The sequence below is a fragment of the Chryseobacterium shigense genome, assembly GCF_014207845.1.
GTDB classification, from domain to species: domain Bacteria; phylum Bacteroidota; class Bacteroidia; order Flavobacteriales; family Weeksellaceae; genus Chryseobacterium; species Chryseobacterium shigense_A.
Genome location: NZ_JACHLC010000001.1, coordinates 1,058,911 through 1,076,781, shown reverse-complemented (window position 1 = coordinate 1,076,781; position 17,871 = coordinate 1,058,911). Strand labels below are relative to the sequence as shown.

Below are 17,871 nucleotides of genomic sequence, written 5' to 3'. Positions count from 1 at the left end.
AATTAGAATAGTAAAATATTAAAAAAATTAAGTTATGAAAAAGTTAATTTTAGGATTAGCAGTAACTGCAAGTTCATTAGCATTCGCTCAGCAAGCAAAATCTTCTTCTAACCCGGTAACATTTGGTGTAAAAGGTGGAATGAACGTATCTTCTCTTTCCAAAGACGAAGGTTTAGATGATCAAAAATCTAAAATCGGTTTCAACGCAGGTGCATTTGCAAACATTCCAATTGCAAGTTCATTCAGTGTTCAGCCAGAGGTATTATATTCTCAGTATGGAGAAAAATCAGAATACAGATTAGGAAATACTAATTATTCTGCATCTACGAAATTAGATTATATTACAGTACCTGTAATGTTACAATATAACTTGATTCCTGAGCTTTATTTAGAAGCTGGACCAGAATTCGGATTCATGGTAAGCGCTAAAAACAAATTCAAGAATGAATCTACAGGAAACTCAACTACAAGTGATAATTATAAGGATAACTTGAACACTTTTAACTTTGGTATCGGTCTTGGTGCAGGATATTATTTCACTCCTAACTTAGGTATTACTGCCAGATATGTAGCTGGAGTAACTGATATCTTTAAAGATAATTCTGGTGATGCAGTTAGAAACAATACATTCCAGGTTGGTTTAGCTTATAAATTCAAATAATAAGCTTTAGCATTCAGAAAACAAATTTTATATTCAATAAGAAAACCGGATTATTTATTTAATTCGGTTTTTTTTATAATGTTTATCCTCAATTTGATTTTTTGGCAAGAAGTTTGCCTATATGTGATAAGCTGAAAGACTTGATAGTTTATCAAAGTTATCCAGCGAAAGTTTTTTCTACATATAAATTGATTTCAATAGAAAAGGTCAGGCTTATTCATTTAAGCTTGACTTTTTCGCTTTTCAACATGACTTTTATCAGTTTATTCCCTTTGGCGGGAATTTTGATGCAATGTGAGGACAAGTTTAAACTTTAAAAATCATGAAAAAATTAATTCTAGGATTAGCATTGGCAGGAAGCCTTTTGGTAAATGCACAGGAAAAAACCAAAGCTTCTTCCCCTGTTACATTTGGAGTAAAAGCAGGCCTTAACGCCTCTACCCTTAGTAAAGCAGATGAATATGACAATGATCAAAGGATAAAGCCAGGTTTTAACGCAGGAATATTTGTTAATATTCCGGTAGCAGAAAAATTCAGTGTTCAGCCTGAGCTTCTTTTTAACCAGGTAGGTTCAAAAACAGAAGAAAGAGATGAATTCTATATTAATTCAGACAGATACAGAAGAGAAGTTGATTATAAAAAGACACTGAACTATCTTTCTGTGCCTGTAATGGTACAGTACAATATTCTTCCCCAGCTTTATGTAGAAGCCGGGCCGGAGTTCGGATTCCTTTTGGGAGGTAAGAATAAAGGAGATATTACCATGACCAGAAATTCAGGAAATACTACTGTTACAGAAACATCAAATTTCTCAGACAAGATTGTTAAAGATCTGTATAATACGTTCAACTTTGGAATCGGGATTGGAGCAGGCTATTATTTTACTCAGAATTTCGGAGTAACGGCAAGATTTACAGCCGGTATAACAGATATCTACAAGCATAATAGCGGAGATGCCATCAGGAACAATGTTTTTCAGGTGGGTGTAGCATACAAATTCAAATAATATTATATATATTTTCAAAACCGATGCCGGGCTTTTTAAGAGTCCGGTATTTTTATGTAAATTAATTTCACTTCTGAACTTTATAACAAACCAAAATGGACTTTTTAACAAACTGATTTCATAATTCATTCCGGAGATTTGTACTATAAATTTTAACAATGGAAAATAAAAAAACAGCCAATGTTCCTTCCAGAGAATTGCCTGACTGGTTTATTAAATTATTGGCTATATTTAATCCCAAACTGAAAGCCGTTAAACCTTACCTGGGAATGGTAAAAAGGGCAAGCAGCGAGAAAGCGGTCAAAATGTTGGGATGGAAACCCCGTTCTGCCGAAGAAGCCATTTTAGCTACAGCAAACAGTTTGATCCAAATGAATTTAGTAAAATAAAAACGATGAAAATAATTATTACGGGAACAACAGGACTGGTAGGAGACGGTGTACTTTTGGTCTGCCTCGAAAATCCGGCGGTTACAGAAGTACTTGCCATAAGCAGAAAACCACTGGACCGCAAACACAGTAAACTAAAAGAGCTTATCTTAAAAGACTTCTCAGAGATAAAAAATTACAGTGCCCAGCTCAAGGATTATGACGGATGCTTCTTTTGTGCCGGAGTAAGTGCTGTAGGTGAAAATGAAGAATCATTTACCAGGAAAACATTTGATTTTGTTGTACCGTTTGCAAAATCACTCTCAGAAATCAATTCAGGTATGACATTTATTTATGTTTCAGGAAACCGAACCGACAGTACAGAACAGGGAAAAGTAATGTGGGCAAGGGTGAAAGGCAGAACCGAAAATGCTCTGCTCAAATTACCCTTTAAAGCGGTTTACAATTTTCGTCCCGGATTTATGAGGCCAGTAAAAGGACAGAAAAATGTCAGATTTATATACCGTGTATTTAATGCACTGTCCCCTATCTGGTATCTGGCTTTTCCAAACTGGATCTGTACCATGCGGGAAGTAGGGGCAGCAATGATCAATTGTGTATTAAAGGGATACAGTCAGCCTGTTCTGGAAGTAAAAGACATTAAAATACAGGCAAAGTAATGAAACGGTTTTTAAAAATACTTAAACGTGCGTTAATTGTTCTGTTATGCATCGTTACACTTTTAATGATTGCCACTTATTTTTATATGAAACAGCCACAGTTCGGAGCATTGCCTGAAGGTAAAAGGCTGGAAGCGGTTAAAAATTCATCACATTATAAAAATGGAAAATTCCGGAATTTCGTAGAAAAGCCAACCATTTCCGATGGTTACAGTTTTACAGGTGAAATCTGGAAAGCACTGACAAAAAAATATCCTCACACAGAACCGATAGATACAATACCATCAGTAAAAACAGATCTGAAAGCAATCCCTGCAGACCGTAATGTTATAGTATGGTTCGGGCATTCTTCCTTCTTTTTGCAACTGGATGGTGTAAAGATCCTCGTTGATCCTATATTCAGCGGAAATGCATCACCATTGCCGGGAAGCGTGAAAGCTTATAAAGGCAGTGATATCTATACAGCTGCAGATATGCCGGAGATAGACTATATGCTGCTTTCACACGATCATTACGACCATTTGGATTATGAAACGGCAAAAGAACTGCAGTCAAAGGTAAAATATGTGATTTGCGGCCTCGGAGCCGGTGCCCATTATGAAAAATGGGGCTACCGTCCTCAACAGATCCTGGAAAAAGACTGGGGTGATAAAACACAGGTAAAACCTGGATTTGTGATCTATGCCGAAAGCACTCATCACGATGGAGGAAGGAATTTCACGAGTTCACAGGCTTTATGGTTGTCCTTCTTTATACAGTCCCCGGCTATGAATATTTATTACAGCGGCGATGGAGGTTATACGGACCGTTTCAAAAAAATTGCGGAAAAATATCCCCCTATTGATTGGGCAATCATGGAATGCGGGCAATATAATAAGGCATGGCAGTCCGTACACGAGCTTCCGGAAGAAGTCGCACTGGCAGCCACGGGATTAAAAGCCAAGAACCTGTTACCTGTTCATCATTCTAAATTCACCTTAGCCAAGCATCCTTGGAATGAACCGCTGGAAAAGATTACAGAGTGGTCAGCAGCAAAGCCTTACCGCCTTGCAACACCCATGATTGGTGAAACGGTTTACCTAAACAACGGCTCGCAGGTATTTAAACAATGGTGGAAAAATATTAAGTAAAACAATGAAGATTACTGAAATAAAATCATGTTTTGTAGGTCCTGCTATTTCACCGGAACAGTTTATTGCCGAACATTTTTTCATATTCCTGGCAAAAGGGGAAATGAATGGCTACGATGGAAATAAACATTATAAGCTCAAAGCGGGAGAAAGCTGTATTATCCGCAAAAACAGGCTGGCCCGCTACAATAAGGTAAGAACAGATAATGAATTTGAAAAGGTAATTTTTATTTTTGATGAATCTTTTCTCAAAAGCTTTCAGAAAAAAAATACGGTCCTATTTCAGAATTATAAGTCAAAAGACGCTTTTATTAAGCTTAAAAAAGATAACCTTATAGACAGTTTCCTTTTTTCTCTGGAACCTTATTACAATCATTCAGGAAATATCAGCAAAACGTTTTCTGATCTTAAAAGGGAAGAATTATTACTGATCCTATTACAAATTCACCCTGAACTGTCTGACCTTCTTTTTGATTTCGGGATTCCCGGGCGGCTGGATCTTGAAAAATTCATGCAGCAGAATTATAAGTTCAATGTAAGTATGGAAAGATTTGCTTTTCTGGCCGGCCGGAGCCTTTCTGCGTTTAAAAGGGATTTCAAAATGATCTTTAATGAAACTCCCAGCCGGTGGCTTATAAAACGCCGTTTACAGGAAGCCCGGTTTTTAATCGAAGAGAAAAAGCAGCGGCCTACAGATATTTATACGGATCTGGGATTTGAAGATTTATCACATTTTTCATTTGCCTTCAGGAAGGAATTTGGAATGACGGCTACCGAAATGCTGGACATGTGAAATGAATTGATCATATCAGCTGATTAAATCTCACTGTGCCTTCACAAAAAAGCAAATTAGTATGGAATTATTTACAAAAACTGAAATTCCATAACATAAATTCTCATAAAAAACCGTTAAAAGTACAAATAACATAATCCCTAAAACCTTTGTTAACTCCCTTCATATAAGGCTTTTCCAAGTTTGGCAAGCATTTTGCAAAATAAATCAAGTCTGGTTGAAAAATCAGATGAGAAGTAAAAAGTAAAATTAAAAAATAAAATTATGAAGAAGTTATTTCTAGGGTTGGCAGTTGCTGCTGGCATGATGACGTTTGCTCAAGAAACAAAAGCAGTAAGCACAGAACCCATTAAAAAAGAAAAACAACCCATCAGATTTGGTATTAAAGCGGGAGGAAACTCATCTTACTTCAGTGAGCAGAAATTAAGCCTTAATAACCAGAAAATAGGATTTCATGCGGGGGTTTTAGTTAATATTCCACTTTCTCAGAAATTCAGCCTGCAACCGGAGGTTTTATACAACCAGTTAGGGGCAAAAAGCGTAATCTCTTCTACGGACGTAACAACAGGAAGTACGAACATTAAGACAAAAAGCGATTACAAAACTACCATGAACTATATTTCGGTTCCTTTAATGGTACAAATGAGACCTACAGAGAGGTTTTATGTAGAGGCAGGCCCTGAGTTCAGTTATTTCATTAACGGGAAAAACTCTGGAAACAGTACAATTTCTACAACTACCGGAGGTATTACAACAACTCAGTCTGTATCTAACTCTGAAGACATCAATAAAGATGATGTGAACAAATTTAATTTAGGGCTAGGTTTAGGTCTTGGTTATGATATCACTCAGAATCTGGGGATCAATGCAAGATATATCAACAGTCTTACGGATATGAGAAACCAAAAGCCTGAAGGTACTGAACCATTGAACCACAGAGCATTTCAGCTAGGTCTGAATTATAAGTTCTAATCAGTTACAATCAATTATTTAACCTATAGTAAAGGCCGTATTTAACACATTAAATACGGCCTTTCGTTTTTTATTATTTGAAGAATTACTAATTAAATAATTCTACTTCCTCTCCTTTTCCTACCGGATATTCTTCTGTAAAGCATCCGAAGCAGTGGTTGGAAGATCCTAAAATTTCTTTCAGGTTATCTGTACTTAAAAACTCCAGTGAATCTACACCCAGGTAATCTCTAAGCTCTTCTGTGGTCATGTTGGCTGAAATCAGATCATCTTTGGAAGGGGTATCTATTCCTAAATAACATGGTGCAATGATAGGCGGGGAAACACTTCTGAAGTGGATTTCCTTTACTCCTGCATCTTTCAGAATTTTAACGAGTCTTTTAGAAGTAGTTCCTCTTACGATAGAATCGTCGATGATTACTACTCTTTTATCCTTGATCTCAGAAATGATAGGGTTAAGCTTGAGGTTAACTACCCTTTCTCTCATTTCCTGTGTAGGAACAATGAAACTTCTTCCGATGTATCTGTTTTTGATCAGAACCGGACGGAAAGGTATTCCGGAAGCTTTTGAGAAGCCAATAGCAGCCGGAACTCCTGAATCGGGAACTCCAATGACAACATCTGCATCTACAGGAGCCTGTTCCCAGATCTTTTCACCGGATTTCTCCCTGATCTCGTATACGTTGATATTTTCTAAGGTAGAGTCAGGTCTTGCAAAGTAAATATATTCAAATGAACAGATTCTCTGTTTTCCTTTTTCTTCGTTTACCATATAAGAATTAAGCTTTCCTGGCTCATTTTCATTGGTATAGATAATTTCTCCCGGAAGGATATCTCGTACATATTGAGCGCCTACGGCATCTAATGCAACGGATTCGGAAGCTACAACGTAAGTTTTTTCGTCAACAGCTCCTAAAACCAACGGACGGATTCCGTTGAAATCTCTGAAAGCAAAGAATTTATTTCTCGTCATTCCCACTACGGAATAAGCGCCTTCAATTTTTTCCATGGTGGCTTTGATTGCTCCACGAAGTCCTAAATCAAGGTTTTTCTGGATCAGTCTTAAAATAACCTCAGAATCGGAAGTTGCTCTGAAAACAACGCCCTCAGCTTCCAGCTCTTTTTTTAGTTCTCTTGCATTGGTAAGGTTACCGTTATGCGCTATAGAAAGTATAATCTGGTCGTATTCGTTTTTTGCGAAGAACGGCTGGAAATTATATTTCTTTTTATCTCCTGCAGTGGTATAGCGGGTATGCCCTATTGCAGAATTTCCCATAAAAGTTTCAGGTTCCTGAATTTCTTTATAAACGTCCAAAACCAGCCCTTCATCTTTCATATTGGTAATTTTCCCGTCTTTTAACACAGAAATACCGCAGGCTTCCTGCCCTCTGTGCTGCAGGGCAAAAAGTCCGAACTGTGAAAGGGAAAACGTATCCAGATCATTATCAGAATACAATCCGAAGATCCCGCACTCCTCATTGGGAGCATCCAGTCTTTCTTCTTCCTGCGTTCTGAAAAGATTTCTTCCGTAGGTATGGTCTTTAAACTGTTTTAAATATTCACTTTTATGAATGTCTAAACTTTTCATTTCTATTTTTCTAAATTAGAAGTTAGATATTAGATTGTTAGAATTTAGTCTAACTTCATTATAATTTTAAACTTTCTTTTAATGAGTAAATCATTTTCTGAATTTCGGCTAAAAGTTCTTTTAAGGAAGCTATTTTAGCTTCAGAAATAAAATTAAGATTTACCAGCAACTGTAATTGGGTTTGCAATTCATAGGTGGAACCGAATGCAATTCCAAGAAATTGATAAAACTCTTTTTTGTTATTTCTTCCAGCTCCTTCAGCAATATTAGACGGTATTGAAACGGCACATCTTCTAATTTGGGATAACAGCCCGAATTTCTCTTCAATCGGCAATTCAGCCGAAACCAAATAAACTTCTTTTACCAAAGTCATTGATTTCTGCCAAACTTTCAAATCTTCTATCCGGTGTGATTTCATACTAATTTCTAATATCTAACTTCTAACCTCTCAAAATTTACTTACCCAGTAAATTTTTCAGGCGGTTATAGATCTCAACGTAAGCTTCGGTAACTTCTCCAAGATCTCTTCTGAATCTGTCTTTATCCAGCTTTTTCATGGTGTCTTTGTCCCAAAGTCTGCATGTATCAGGAGAAATTTCGTCTGCAAGGATGATCTCGCCGTCTGCTGTTTTTCCTAATTCAATTTTGAAATCTACAAGGATGATGTTCATTTTATCAAAAAGTTCGATCAGGATTTCGTTGATATCGGAAGTAAGCTCGTACATTTCATCAAGTTCCTCATATGTTGCTGCTCCCAAGAAAACTGCGTGGTGATCATTGATAAGCGGATCTCCCAATTCGTCTTTTTTGTAGCAGATATCGAAAATGGTAACCGGAGATTTAATTCCTTCTTCCACTCCTAATCTCTGAGCCATGCTTCCTGCTGAGTAGTTTCTTACCACCATTTCCAATGGAATGATGGATACTTTTTTTACCAGCTGCTCTCTTTCGTTCAATTGTTTAATGAAATGAGTTTTAATCCCTTTTTCATTTAAGTATTCAAAAATAAGGGTGGTGATGGCATTGTTCATTTCACCTTTCAAATCTACAGATCCTCTTTTCTGAGCATTAAATGCTGTAGCATCGTCTTTAAAACGTACTACTACTTCATTGGGATTATCGGTGGCAAATACCTGTTTTGCCTTACCTTCGTACAACATTTCTTTCTTTTCCATTTCTAAATTCGTATTAGTTAGATTTATTTTATATTACTTAGTTAAAATTCCCGTTAATACAGCCAATCCGAAACTCAGGAGTGTACCAATGAGTACATATTCCGTGAGTTTTCTCTGCTTGGCCTGTGCCAGATCACTGAATCTGAAAACCGATTTGGCAGCAACCATAAAACCTACTCCTTCCCAATGATTCACCATAATAAAAGTGAAAACAAGAAGGCGTTCCAAAATACCGATATATTTTCCTGCACTCGACAGGGATTCGGTCTGTAAACTGCTTTGTGTTTCCGGAACCGGAGTCCACGAAGACAATAATATTTTGATAAAGATGGAAGCCGGTGTTGTAAGGAACAATGCGGCCATCACTATTTTTAAAACGTTCTGGTTCTGAAGAAAGTCAAAATTGAATTCCTTGGAATAAAATGAGATCCCTGCAATCACAAGGATATGCAACATCTGATCAATAAAAAACCACCTTTTTTTATTTTTTACAGTCTGGAAAATCAGTTTTGAGGCATCAATGATAAAATGAGTGATCCCGACAAGCAGCGAAACCCACCACAAATCTGTATTCCAGAGAAAAATAAAGCTTAAAACAATGTGGATCAGAATATGCAAGTACAAATAAGGGCTTTTCAGCTTACGGCGTTCTTTATCTGCAACCCAAGAATTTGGCTGAAGAATAAAATCTCCGAGTAAATGTGCCAATATGAGTTTAATAAAGATCATGCTTACAGTTCTGAGATTTTCTTTTTAAAGTATTGGTTGGTTTCTACGATAAGCTCGTAGTTGGCGCGTTTCAGTCTCTGGCTTACCGAGGACTGTGAAATAGCAAATTTCTTAGCGAGATCTTCCTGTGTGATATCCTGGTTCATAATCATTTCATGAATGATTTCTGCCGTAGCTACCGTCCAGCTGTCGAAATCTTTTGAAGACCATTTCAGGAGGATATTCAAATCCCTGTCTACAGCTTCATTGGAGGTTTTTATGGAAACGGTGTGGCCGTCACTTTTAAGATCATTCAGCAGTCTTCCGGAGTGTACGTAAGCCGTTCCGTTGGATTCGGTGATCTTTTCGGAGGAAAAATTCTCTTCACCAATGCCTATGGCAATCCTTACGTCTAAATTTTCCTGACTTCTTATGAGAGACTTAATGGCTAGAAAACGCCAGAATACTTCATCAATATTACACTTGAACTGAAATTCGTCTCCTCTGTAGATTTCCCATGCGAGCGGTGAACTTCCCCAGTTTTCCAGGAGATTCTTGAGTCTGGTGATCCAAACTTCTGTGTCTGCATGCTGTGAATTTATAATATCACCGGTTATGACCGCTATCATTATGCAAATATAAGCATAATTACTTATAAATAAAAAATATAAGCAGAAACACTTATAGATATTGATTATTAGTGAATCTGCTTATATCAATGATGTCTTTTTCTGGTAAAAAAGCCAGAGGTAAAATCATAAAATGATCGTTACCTTCTATTATTTTTTGATAAACTGGTATATTTTATCGTCGAGTTTCAAGAAATAGAAACCTGTTGAAAGATTCTGTACTGAAATATTTTTCTTGTTTTTAAACGGATCTTTCTCGGTATATATCACTTTTCCCGAAACATCCAATACCTGAGCCGTCTTAACATCCTGAGTGTCTCCGCTCACGAAAAGGTCATCGTAAACAGGGTTCGGATATATTTTAAACTCTTTGTTAGAGGCAATAAGATCGGTTGCGGATAATACACCTAGGTTCTGACAGTAATTAACCGGATAAGAATCCCATTCTCCAATCGTAAAAGTACTGTTTGGCTGGTTTACATTATTTTTCCTGTATAAAGAAACATTTCCGTTGGTATTGGTGGTATACCTGGTTCCTATAGCATCTATGGTGACTGTTTTGTTATAGGCAAGTTCTACATAATTTTCGCCGTTAAAAGTCATAGGATCCGAAGCGGTTACAAACCTTGCCTGGCTGTTGCTATAGCATGAAAGTGATGCATTGGGATTCAGGATAACAAAACTTTCATTATTTCCTACTTTCCCTTCCAGTTCATAGGTATCGGCTGCATAAAAATTCCCTGTGCTTGGTCTTTTCAGGTGAATATTAATTCTGTAATTATTCAGATTGACTTCATGACCGGTTTTATTAATGATTTCTATAGCTTTATTATTGCTGGTTCCTTCTATATATTTTACAATCATCAGATCCTTTGCAAAAGCATCTGAAGCAGATGTGGATGCAGTAACGGTATTGCTGAAAGGAGATTCAAGATAACCTTTATCAAAAGCTTTTACAGTAAAGGTATACGTGCTGGAAGGATTAAGATGGTCAATACTTATAGAAGTGTTTTTTGTTACAGCTGAAGGGGTGGCTGCTCCGTTTACATAAATCCTGTATCCTAATATATCCGTATCTGAAGGAGCAGTCCAGTTTAAGTTTATAAAATTGGCATTCTGCTGTGTTGAAGTTAATGAACCCGGTGCGGAAGGGGCAACGCTGTCAGGAGTTTCAGACCAGATCATGTTGATCCATTCCGGATGGTCGATGAAAGGATTTCTGTTCTTCTGAATGGTATATATGGCATTATTTCTTTCTGTTTCCCTTTGTGATACAGGATCCAGGGTGTTCCACTGCTTCAGCATCTCTATATAAGGAAGATCTACTGCTCTTTCCTCTGTTCCGTCGAATGGACATTGGTCCGTTGAAGGCGTTATTGTTGAAGAAGTGCTGTAAGCCGTATTAAAAGAACCTAACTTTCCTTCATATCTTACTACAAAATACAGTAAAGTCCGTGCAATATCACCTTTAAATTCATTAATAGGCTCATAAACCCTTCCTGTATACGGATAACCGGGAATAGCTGAATTGCTCATCCTTGAAGTGTTTGAAAAAATGTAGAAATTGGTTCCTCCGCCTACTCCATACGGATAATTGTTTCTAAGCTGATTAATTCTTGCATCTACAGGAACCAGAAAATTCAAGTCCGAGTACATAGGATAATCACTGATATCAGAATTGGTACTGAATGTACTCTGTGGGATCATGTGCTCCCTGTTATATCCAAGGCCTTCTGCACCGGCACCTGATGTCATTTGACCAGAAGTGTATTCATAAGCATCAGGACCTGCCGGCCTTTCAGAATAAATATCTAATAAATAGGTTGTATTGGTAGCATCATGATCATAATACTTATCCAGATCAGTCTGGTTATACAGGTTAGGCAGATCATCGTAATGCCAATTTACATTTTTTTGAGAAATAATATCGTGAACTTTAGACTTCAGTGCATAGCCTGTAAGCCCGGTTGTTCCGTCATAATATCCCGCAGGAGCCTGCGCAGAAATAAATGACGATATTAAAATAGCAGGAAATAGAAGTTTTTTCATACAATAAAAATTGGGAGGCTAAAATAGTAAATTAAAAGACTTAAAGTTCTGAAATTTTTATTAAAAAATCATTAATTATAAAAATATAAAAAATTGATTATTACAATCTTGCGTATATGATATTATAAGCTGAATAATTATTTTTGGCATTCCATCAATTTAATTATCTTTGGGAACTAACTATTTTATCTATATGAACACAGAGACTATTGACAACATTAAAATGATAGCAGAAACAGCAAGAGAATTTGCTGAGAAAAATATCAGACCGAATATTATGGAGTGGGACGAGAGCCAGACGTTTCCAAAAGACTTATTTCACCAGTTAGGAGAAATGGGATTTATGGGGATTGTAGTTCCCGAGCAGTACGGAGGTTCCGGTTTAGGCTATCATGAATATGTTACCATTCTGGATGAGATCTCCCAGGTAGATCCGTCTATTGGTCTTTCTGTAGCTGCACACAATTCACTTTGTACCAACCATATTTATGAGTTCGGGAATGAAGAGCAGAGAAATAAGTGGCTTCCACAGCTTGCTTCAGGAAAAGTGATAGGAGCATGGGGGCTTACAGAGCATAATACCGGTTCCGATTCAGGAGGTATGTCCACTACAGCCGTTAAAGATGGTGACGAATGGGTAATCAACGGAGCTAAAAACTTCATCACTCACGCTATTTCGGGAGATATTGCCGTGGTAATGACAAGAACAGGTGAAATAGGAGCCAAAAACAATTCTACCGCTTTCGTTTTGGAAAAAGGAATGCCGGGCTTCACTTCAGGAAAGAAAGAGAATAAACTGGGAATGCGTGCTTCGGAAACAGCTGAGCTTATTTTTGATAATGTTCGTGTACCGGATTCACACCGTTTGGGAGAAGTTGGAGAAGGATTCAAGCAGGCCATGAAAATTTTGGATGGAGGTAGAATTTCCATTGCAGCTTTAAGTTTAGGAACAGCAAGAGGAGCTTATAAAGCCGCTTTAAAATATGCCAAAGAAAGACACCAGTTCGGAAAAGCAATTGCTGAATTCCAGGCGATCAACTTTATGCTGGCTGATATGGCCACTGAAATTGATGCTGCTGAGCTTCTGATCCAAAGAGCGTCAACACTGAAAAATGCCAAGCAAAAAATGACCAAAGAAGGCGCAATGGCAAAATTATATGCATCTGAAGCATGCGTAAGAATTTCCAACAATGCAGTTCAGATTTTCGGAGGTTACGGATATACAAAAGACTTCCCTGCTGAGAAATTCTACAGAGATTCTAAACTATGTACTATTGGTGAAGGAACTTCAGAAATCCAGAGACTGGTAATTGGTAGAGACATTACAAAATAATTTTAAATATTCACAAATGATTAAACAAGCCCTCTTAGGTGAATTTCTGTATGAAGCAGAAAGCACGAGAAAACTTTTGAAAGCAATCCCGGACAGTGCTTTAAACTGGAAACCGTCTGAAAAAAACTGGACTACCGGCCAACTGGCTTCTCACATTGCAGAAGTGTATAACTGGTACGAATCTACCTTTAATCAGGATGTTTTCGATATGGGAACTTACCAGTATGACAAAGGAGATATTTCTAAAGCTGAAAATATTGTTGCAAAATTTGAAGAAAATGTTGCCAGAGCCCAGAAAGTTTTAGAAAATTCTGATGAAAACAATTATTTCAACGAGTGGAAAATGGAAATGGGTGGTAATGCACTCTTCCCTCCTATGCCAAAAATTCAGGTAATCCGTTCTTTTCTGTACAATCACTTATACCATCACAGAGGCGAACTGATTGTTTATCTAAGAGCAACAGGAAATAGTGTCCCTGGTTTATACGGACCAACTGCTGAAGACCAGATGTAAGTTGAGACTTATATAATCATATTTTGAATAGCATACGTATTTTGCGTATGCTATTTTCTTTTTTTGAGATAATACATTTTAAATTATACACAATGTATTGCATAATAAACTGAACTGATGTTCTAAAAATTTCTTAAAAAATTCTGTTTTTCATAACATATTTTTTATTAGCTTTGATATTCCACAATCAAAAATAAAATTTCATATGAAAAAACAATTATCCATGATCGGGATGCTTCTTATTACAGGTATCTCTTTCGCGCAGACTGACCGTCTCTGGAGTGAAGGTTCAAAAAAAGCACCTTCAGACGTTTTTGAAAACAAAACCACAATTAATAATCCTAAAATCTACAGCTTAGATTTCAACGGATTGAAAAATGCCCTCGCTAAAGCTCCCCAAAGACTCGCTCCGGGAGAAAAATCACAAATCATTATCTCCTTTCCTAATTCTGAAGGAAAGATGGAAAACTTTAAAGTAAGGGAAAATTCGAATTTCGACCCTCAGCTTGCAGCTAAATATCCGGACATCAAATCTTATGTAGGCGAAGGTCTTACCGATTCCAATTCAACAGTATATTTCAGTATTTCTTCACTTGGGCTTTCCTCTATGGAAATCTATGGTGACAAATCCGCTGTTTTTATTGAGCCTTACACCAAAGACCTTTCTTCTTACGTAGTATACAGGAAATCCGATAAAAAAGATGATCTCAATAAATTCGAATGTACCGTTATTGATGTAGCGCAAAAAGGAGTATCCAACAACACCCTTGCCGCCAGGCCAAACGCAGATGATGCTAAATTGAGAACATTCAGACTGGCTCTTTCAACCACCGGAGAATACACAACATATTTTGGAGGTACCAAAGCGAATGCCCTGGCCGCCATCAACAATACAATGACCCGTGTAAATGGTGTTTTTGAAAAAGATTTTGCAGCAAGAATGGTTTTGATTTCCAATAATGATGCCGTAATCTATACCAATGCCTCCACAGATCCATATTCAGCAGCTTCAGGAATGAGCAGCTGGAATTCCCAGCTTCAGAGTACACTGACCTCTGTAATCGGAGAAGCCAATTATGATATCGGGCACTTATTCGGTGCTTCCGGAGGAGGCGGAAACGCAGGATGTATCGGCTGCGTCTGTACAAACGGTTCAAAAGGAAGCGGGTATACTTCACCGGCAGATGCCATTCCTTCAGGAGACAATTTTGATATCGACTATGTTGCCCACGAAATGGGACATCAGTTCGGTGGAAATCATACCTTCTCTATGAGCAATGAAGGAACCGGAGCCAATATGGAGCCGGGCTCAGGATCAACCATTATGGGATACGCCGGAATTACAAGTCAGGATATCCAGCCGCATTCTGATGCTTTCTTCCATGCAATAAGCATTCAGCAGATTACCAATAATATTAAAGCTAAAACATGTCCGGTAAGCACTTCTACAGGAAATTCCATTCCTACAGCCAATGCCGGCCTTGATTATACCATTCCGAAAGGCACACCTTTCATGCTTACAGGAACAGGAACCGATGCTAACGGGGATTCATTAACTTACATTTGGGAACAGATGGATAATGCATCATCATCCCAAACCGGTGCCAGTTCTGCGGCAAGTGCCACCAAGACAACGGGGCCAACTTTCAGATCATGGACTCCTACAACTTCTCCAACGAGATATTTCCCAAGAATGGCATCCATCTTAACAGGAGGAACAACTACAGCAGGTTCAGAGATCACTGTGGAAGCATTATCTAATGTTGCCAGATCTTTAAATTTCCGATTTACTGTCCGTGATAACAGAGCGGGAGGTTCCGGAAACAATTCTGATGATGCCCTAATTACTGTAAACGGAACAGCAGGACCTTTTAGTGTTTCATCCCAAAATTCAGCTACTACCTATTCAGGAGGAAGCTCACAAACCGTAACATGGAATGTGGCAGGAACAACTGCAAACGGGGTGAATGCTGCCAATGTAGATATTTTATGGTCTACAGACAGCGGAAATACATGGACTACCCTTCTTGCCGGAACTCCGAATGATGGAACCCAGGCTGTAACCATTCCTAATGCATCTACTACAACAGGAAGAATTATGGTAAAGGGCTCAAACCACATCTTCTTTGATGTTAACAATGCCAATATTACAGTTAACGCAGGCAGCGGTGGTACAGATACAGTAGCTCCTACGGCTCCTACCCTTGCAGCTTCCGGAACTACAGCTACCACTACCAATCTTTCCTGGAGCGGAGCTACAGATAACGTAGCAGTAACAGGCTATGATGTATACATGAACGGATCTGTAATCGGAAATACGGCATCTGCAACATATACGGTAACAAGTTTAACACCGGCCACAACATACAGCTTTACTGTTAAGGCTAAAGATGCTGCAGGAAATGTATCACCATCAAGTAATACAGTAAGTGTCACAACACTTTCCGGAGGCACAGTAACGTACTGTTCATCATCTGCCAGCAATACAGCAGATGAAAGAATCGGAAACGTGAAATTCGGAACCATTAACAATACTTCAACCGGAACTGCAGGTTATGAAAACTTCACTTCTGTTTCTACCAATGTAACAAAAGGAACTGCTTACACTATTTCAGTAACTCCTACATGGACTTCAACCAAATACAGTGAAGCTTATGCAGTTTATATTGACTACAATGGTGATGGCGACTTTACAGACAACGGAGAGCTGGCATGGACCAAAGCAGGCTCCACAACTACTCCTGTAACAGGAAGTATTACTATTCCTGCAACTGCAACAGTTGGTTCTACAAGGATGAGAGTAATGATGAAGTACAGCTCCATACCTACTTCTTCATGTGAAGCCTTTACTTACGGACAGGTTGAAGATTATACCCTGAATATTGTTTCTTCAGGAAGAGGAGAAATTCTTGATACCAAAGATCTGATCACTGATATCAAGTTGTATCCAAATCCTGCAAAAGATGTATTATATATTTCAAACACGACTTCAGAAGATTATAAAATCTTCGATATGGGTGGAAAACTAATCAATTCAGGAAAACTAGAAAGAGGCAGTGTAAATGTAAGCGGACTTATCAAAGGAGCTTATACGATCCAGATTGGAGATGCTGCCAAGAGATTCATTAAAAATTAATAACCATTCAGTAAACACTTTGGAAGACTGCCTTCGGGCAGTCTTTTTTTTGTTGTAACCCGATCTGATTCACACTTACAATACAAAGTACATTATGAAAACAATTAAAAAATATACTAAATTTAAACATAATTATTTATTTTAATAAATTTAAGTGATATTTAAAATTTTTAATTTAAATTTATCATTCAAATTACTTTGTACCGTTACCCGATCAGATTTTGAAACAAATGCTGGTATTGGATTCTTTGTCTTCTGATAAAACGGTTTTCTCTTCCGAATTTTTATTTTCAGAAAATTACTTCGTCCCGGCAAGATCAGGTTATAAAATACTATTTCACAAAATCCGGAAAAAGATTGAATCAAATCTCAAATCCGCCAAAAAAATAAAATAACCATAAAAACTTTTACCATGAAACATTTATTTAAGTACATCTTTTTTATAACAGCTGTATTCTTTTCGGCTGCCTGTAGTTCAGATCATGAAGAAGCTGATGATGTACCAACAGGAGTTGTTACGCATGTATTTTATAAGAATGCAGATGAATTTGCTTTAACCTACGACCCTTCAGGAACAGTAAGCCCAACTGTCAGAAACCAGGCATTTGAACTTTACAAACAAGGCAGATGGAGTGAGCTGGAAGCCCTTTTTAAAGCTAATGACCTTAACGGAGGATGGCCGCCTGCCAATGGAGGCTATAATATTGTTGACGACGTTCCGTTCCAGGCAGGGCAAAAATTTGACAGATACAGTGGAGCTGTCGGAAGCTATGACGGAACAGGAATCCCTACTTTGGGAGGCAGCTTTACGAGCCCAATTGTGAACGGATATGTTTATACTTTCTCTCAAAGAGCCTTAAACCAACCGGAGAACAAGTATGATTTCTATTATGAAATAGATGTTCTGAATAATTTACTACCTTTCAAGTCCCAGACAGCAGATGTTATTCCCTGGTTTAACCAGATTGGCGGAGGAAAGCAGACCATGTGGAAAATTCCTGTTGATGTTGCTACAGGCTATCAGAAAACATGGAATAAGCTGGCACAGGAAGGATATATAAAGATTACCATCAAAAAAAGTCCGAGCGGAAAATATAATAATCTGGCAGGCACCGTTATTCAGCAATAA

The 17,871-nt window shown here is 37.8% G+C and carries 17 protein-coding genes; 11 read left to right on the top strand and 6 right to left on the bottom strand.

Annotated elements, in window-relative coordinates; translation table 11 throughout:
* Nucleotides 1-34 precede the first annotated feature (34 nt).
* From HNP36_RS04900 to HNP36_RS04870, 7 genes are all read left to right on the top strand, one after another.
* The gene (locus HNP36_RS04900) at nt 35-661 is read left to right on the top strand and encodes a porin family protein (RefSeq protein WP_184159835.1); all 627 of its coding nucleotides are present in this window, start codon (nt 35-37) and stop codon (nt 659-661) included.
* Nucleotides 662-983: 322 nt separating this feature from the next.
* Entirely contained in the window at nt 984-1,667 is a 684-nt protein-coding gene (locus HNP36_RS04895; protein ID WP_184159837.1) for a porin family protein, read from the top strand.
* A 158-nt stretch (nt 1,668-1,825) separates the two neighbouring features.
* A complete protein-coding gene (locus tag HNP36_RS04890; RefSeq protein WP_184159839.1) occupies nt 1,826-2,056 on the top strand; it encodes a hypothetical protein in 231 nt (76 codons plus the stop codon).
* Between the two features lie 5 nt (nt 2,057-2,061).
* On the top strand, nt 2,062-2,715 hold the full coding sequence (locus HNP36_RS04885; RefSeq protein WP_184159841.1) for an NAD-dependent epimerase/dehydratase family protein: 654 nt from the start codon (nt 2,062-2,064) through the stop codon (nt 2,713-2,715).
* Nucleotides 2,715-3,845, top strand: a complete 1,131-nt coding sequence (locus HNP36_RS04880; RefSeq protein ID WP_184159843.1) for an MBL fold metallo-hydrolase — start codon at nt 2,715-2,717, stop codon at nt 3,843-3,845. The genes HNP36_RS04885 and HNP36_RS04880 overlap by 1 nt, the downstream gene beginning before the upstream one ends.
* 4 nt (nt 3,846-3,849) lie before the next feature.
* Nucleotides 3,850-4,638, top strand: a complete 789-nt coding sequence (locus HNP36_RS04875; RefSeq protein ID WP_184159845.1) for a helix-turn-helix domain-containing protein — start codon at nt 3,850-3,852, stop codon at nt 4,636-4,638.
* Nucleotides 4,639-4,902: 264 nt separating this feature from the next.
* Nucleotides 4,903-5,610, top strand: coding sequence for a porin family protein (locus HNP36_RS04870; RefSeq protein ID WP_184159847.1), 708 nt, complete (start codon nt 4,903-4,905; stop codon nt 5,608-5,610).
* 88 nt (nt 5,611-5,698) lie between these two features.
* Here HNP36_RS04870 and purF read toward each other — a convergent pair whose 3' ends face one another.
* From purF to HNP36_RS04840, 6 genes are all read right to left on the bottom strand, one after another.
* Entirely contained in the window at nt 5,699-7,198 is a 1,500-nt protein-coding gene (gene purF, locus HNP36_RS04865) for an amidophosphoribosyltransferase (RefSeq protein ID WP_184159849.1), read from the bottom strand.
* Between the two features lie 58 nt (nt 7,199-7,256).
* The gene (locus HNP36_RS04860) at nt 7,257-7,616 is read right to left on the bottom strand and encodes a four helix bundle protein (RefSeq protein ID WP_184159851.1); all 360 of its coding nucleotides are present in this window, start codon (nt 7,614-7,616) and stop codon (nt 7,257-7,259) included.
* A gap of 37 nt (nt 7,617-7,653) precedes the next feature.
* Nucleotides 7,654-8,373, bottom strand: coding sequence for a phosphoribosylaminoimidazolesuccinocarboxamide synthase (gene purC / locus HNP36_RS04855; RefSeq protein ID WP_184159853.1), 720 nt, complete (start codon nt 8,371-8,373; stop codon nt 7,654-7,656).
* A gap of 33 nt (nt 8,374-8,406) precedes the next feature.
* The gene (locus HNP36_RS04850; RefSeq protein WP_184159855.1) at nt 8,407-9,102 is read right to left on the bottom strand and encodes a DUF3307 domain-containing protein; all 696 of its coding nucleotides are present in this window, start codon (nt 9,100-9,102) and stop codon (nt 8,407-8,409) included.
* Between the two features lie 2 nt (nt 9,103-9,104).
* Nucleotides 9,105-9,710, bottom strand: coding sequence for a SatD family protein (locus HNP36_RS04845; RefSeq protein ID WP_184159857.1), 606 nt, complete (start codon nt 9,708-9,710; stop codon nt 9,105-9,107).
* Nucleotides 9,711-9,860: 150 nt separating this feature from the next.
* Nucleotides 9,861-11,759, bottom strand: coding sequence for an endonuclease (locus tag HNP36_RS04840; RefSeq protein WP_184159859.1), 1,899 nt, complete (start codon nt 11,757-11,759; stop codon nt 9,861-9,863).
* A gap of 193 nt (nt 11,760-11,952) precedes the next feature.
* On the opposite strand from HNP36_RS04840, the gene HNP36_RS04835 reads away from it, so the two are divergent.
* From HNP36_RS04835 to HNP36_RS04820, 4 genes are all read left to right on the top strand, one after another.
* On the top strand, nt 11,953-13,092 hold the full coding sequence (locus HNP36_RS04835; protein WP_184159862.1) for an acyl-CoA dehydrogenase family protein: 1,140 nt from the start codon (nt 11,953-11,955) through the stop codon (nt 13,090-13,092).
* Between the two features lie 16 nt (nt 13,093-13,108).
* Nucleotides 13,109-13,606 carry a DinB family protein gene (locus HNP36_RS04830; RefSeq protein WP_184159864.1) on the top strand — a complete coding sequence of 166 codons (498 nt, stop codon included), beginning with the start codon at nt 13,109-13,111 and terminating at the stop codon, nt 13,604-13,606.
* Between the two features lie 205 nt (nt 13,607-13,811).
* Nucleotides 13,812-16,742 carry a reprolysin-like metallopeptidase gene (locus HNP36_RS04825; protein ID WP_184159866.1) on the top strand — a complete coding sequence of 977 codons (2,931 nt, stop codon included), beginning with the start codon at nt 13,812-13,814 and terminating at the stop codon, nt 16,740-16,742.
* Between the two features lie 412 nt (nt 16,743-17,154).
* Nucleotides 17,155-17,871, top strand: a complete 717-nt coding sequence (locus HNP36_RS04820) for a glycohydrolase toxin TNT-related protein (protein ID WP_184159868.1) — start codon at nt 17,155-17,157, stop codon at nt 17,869-17,871.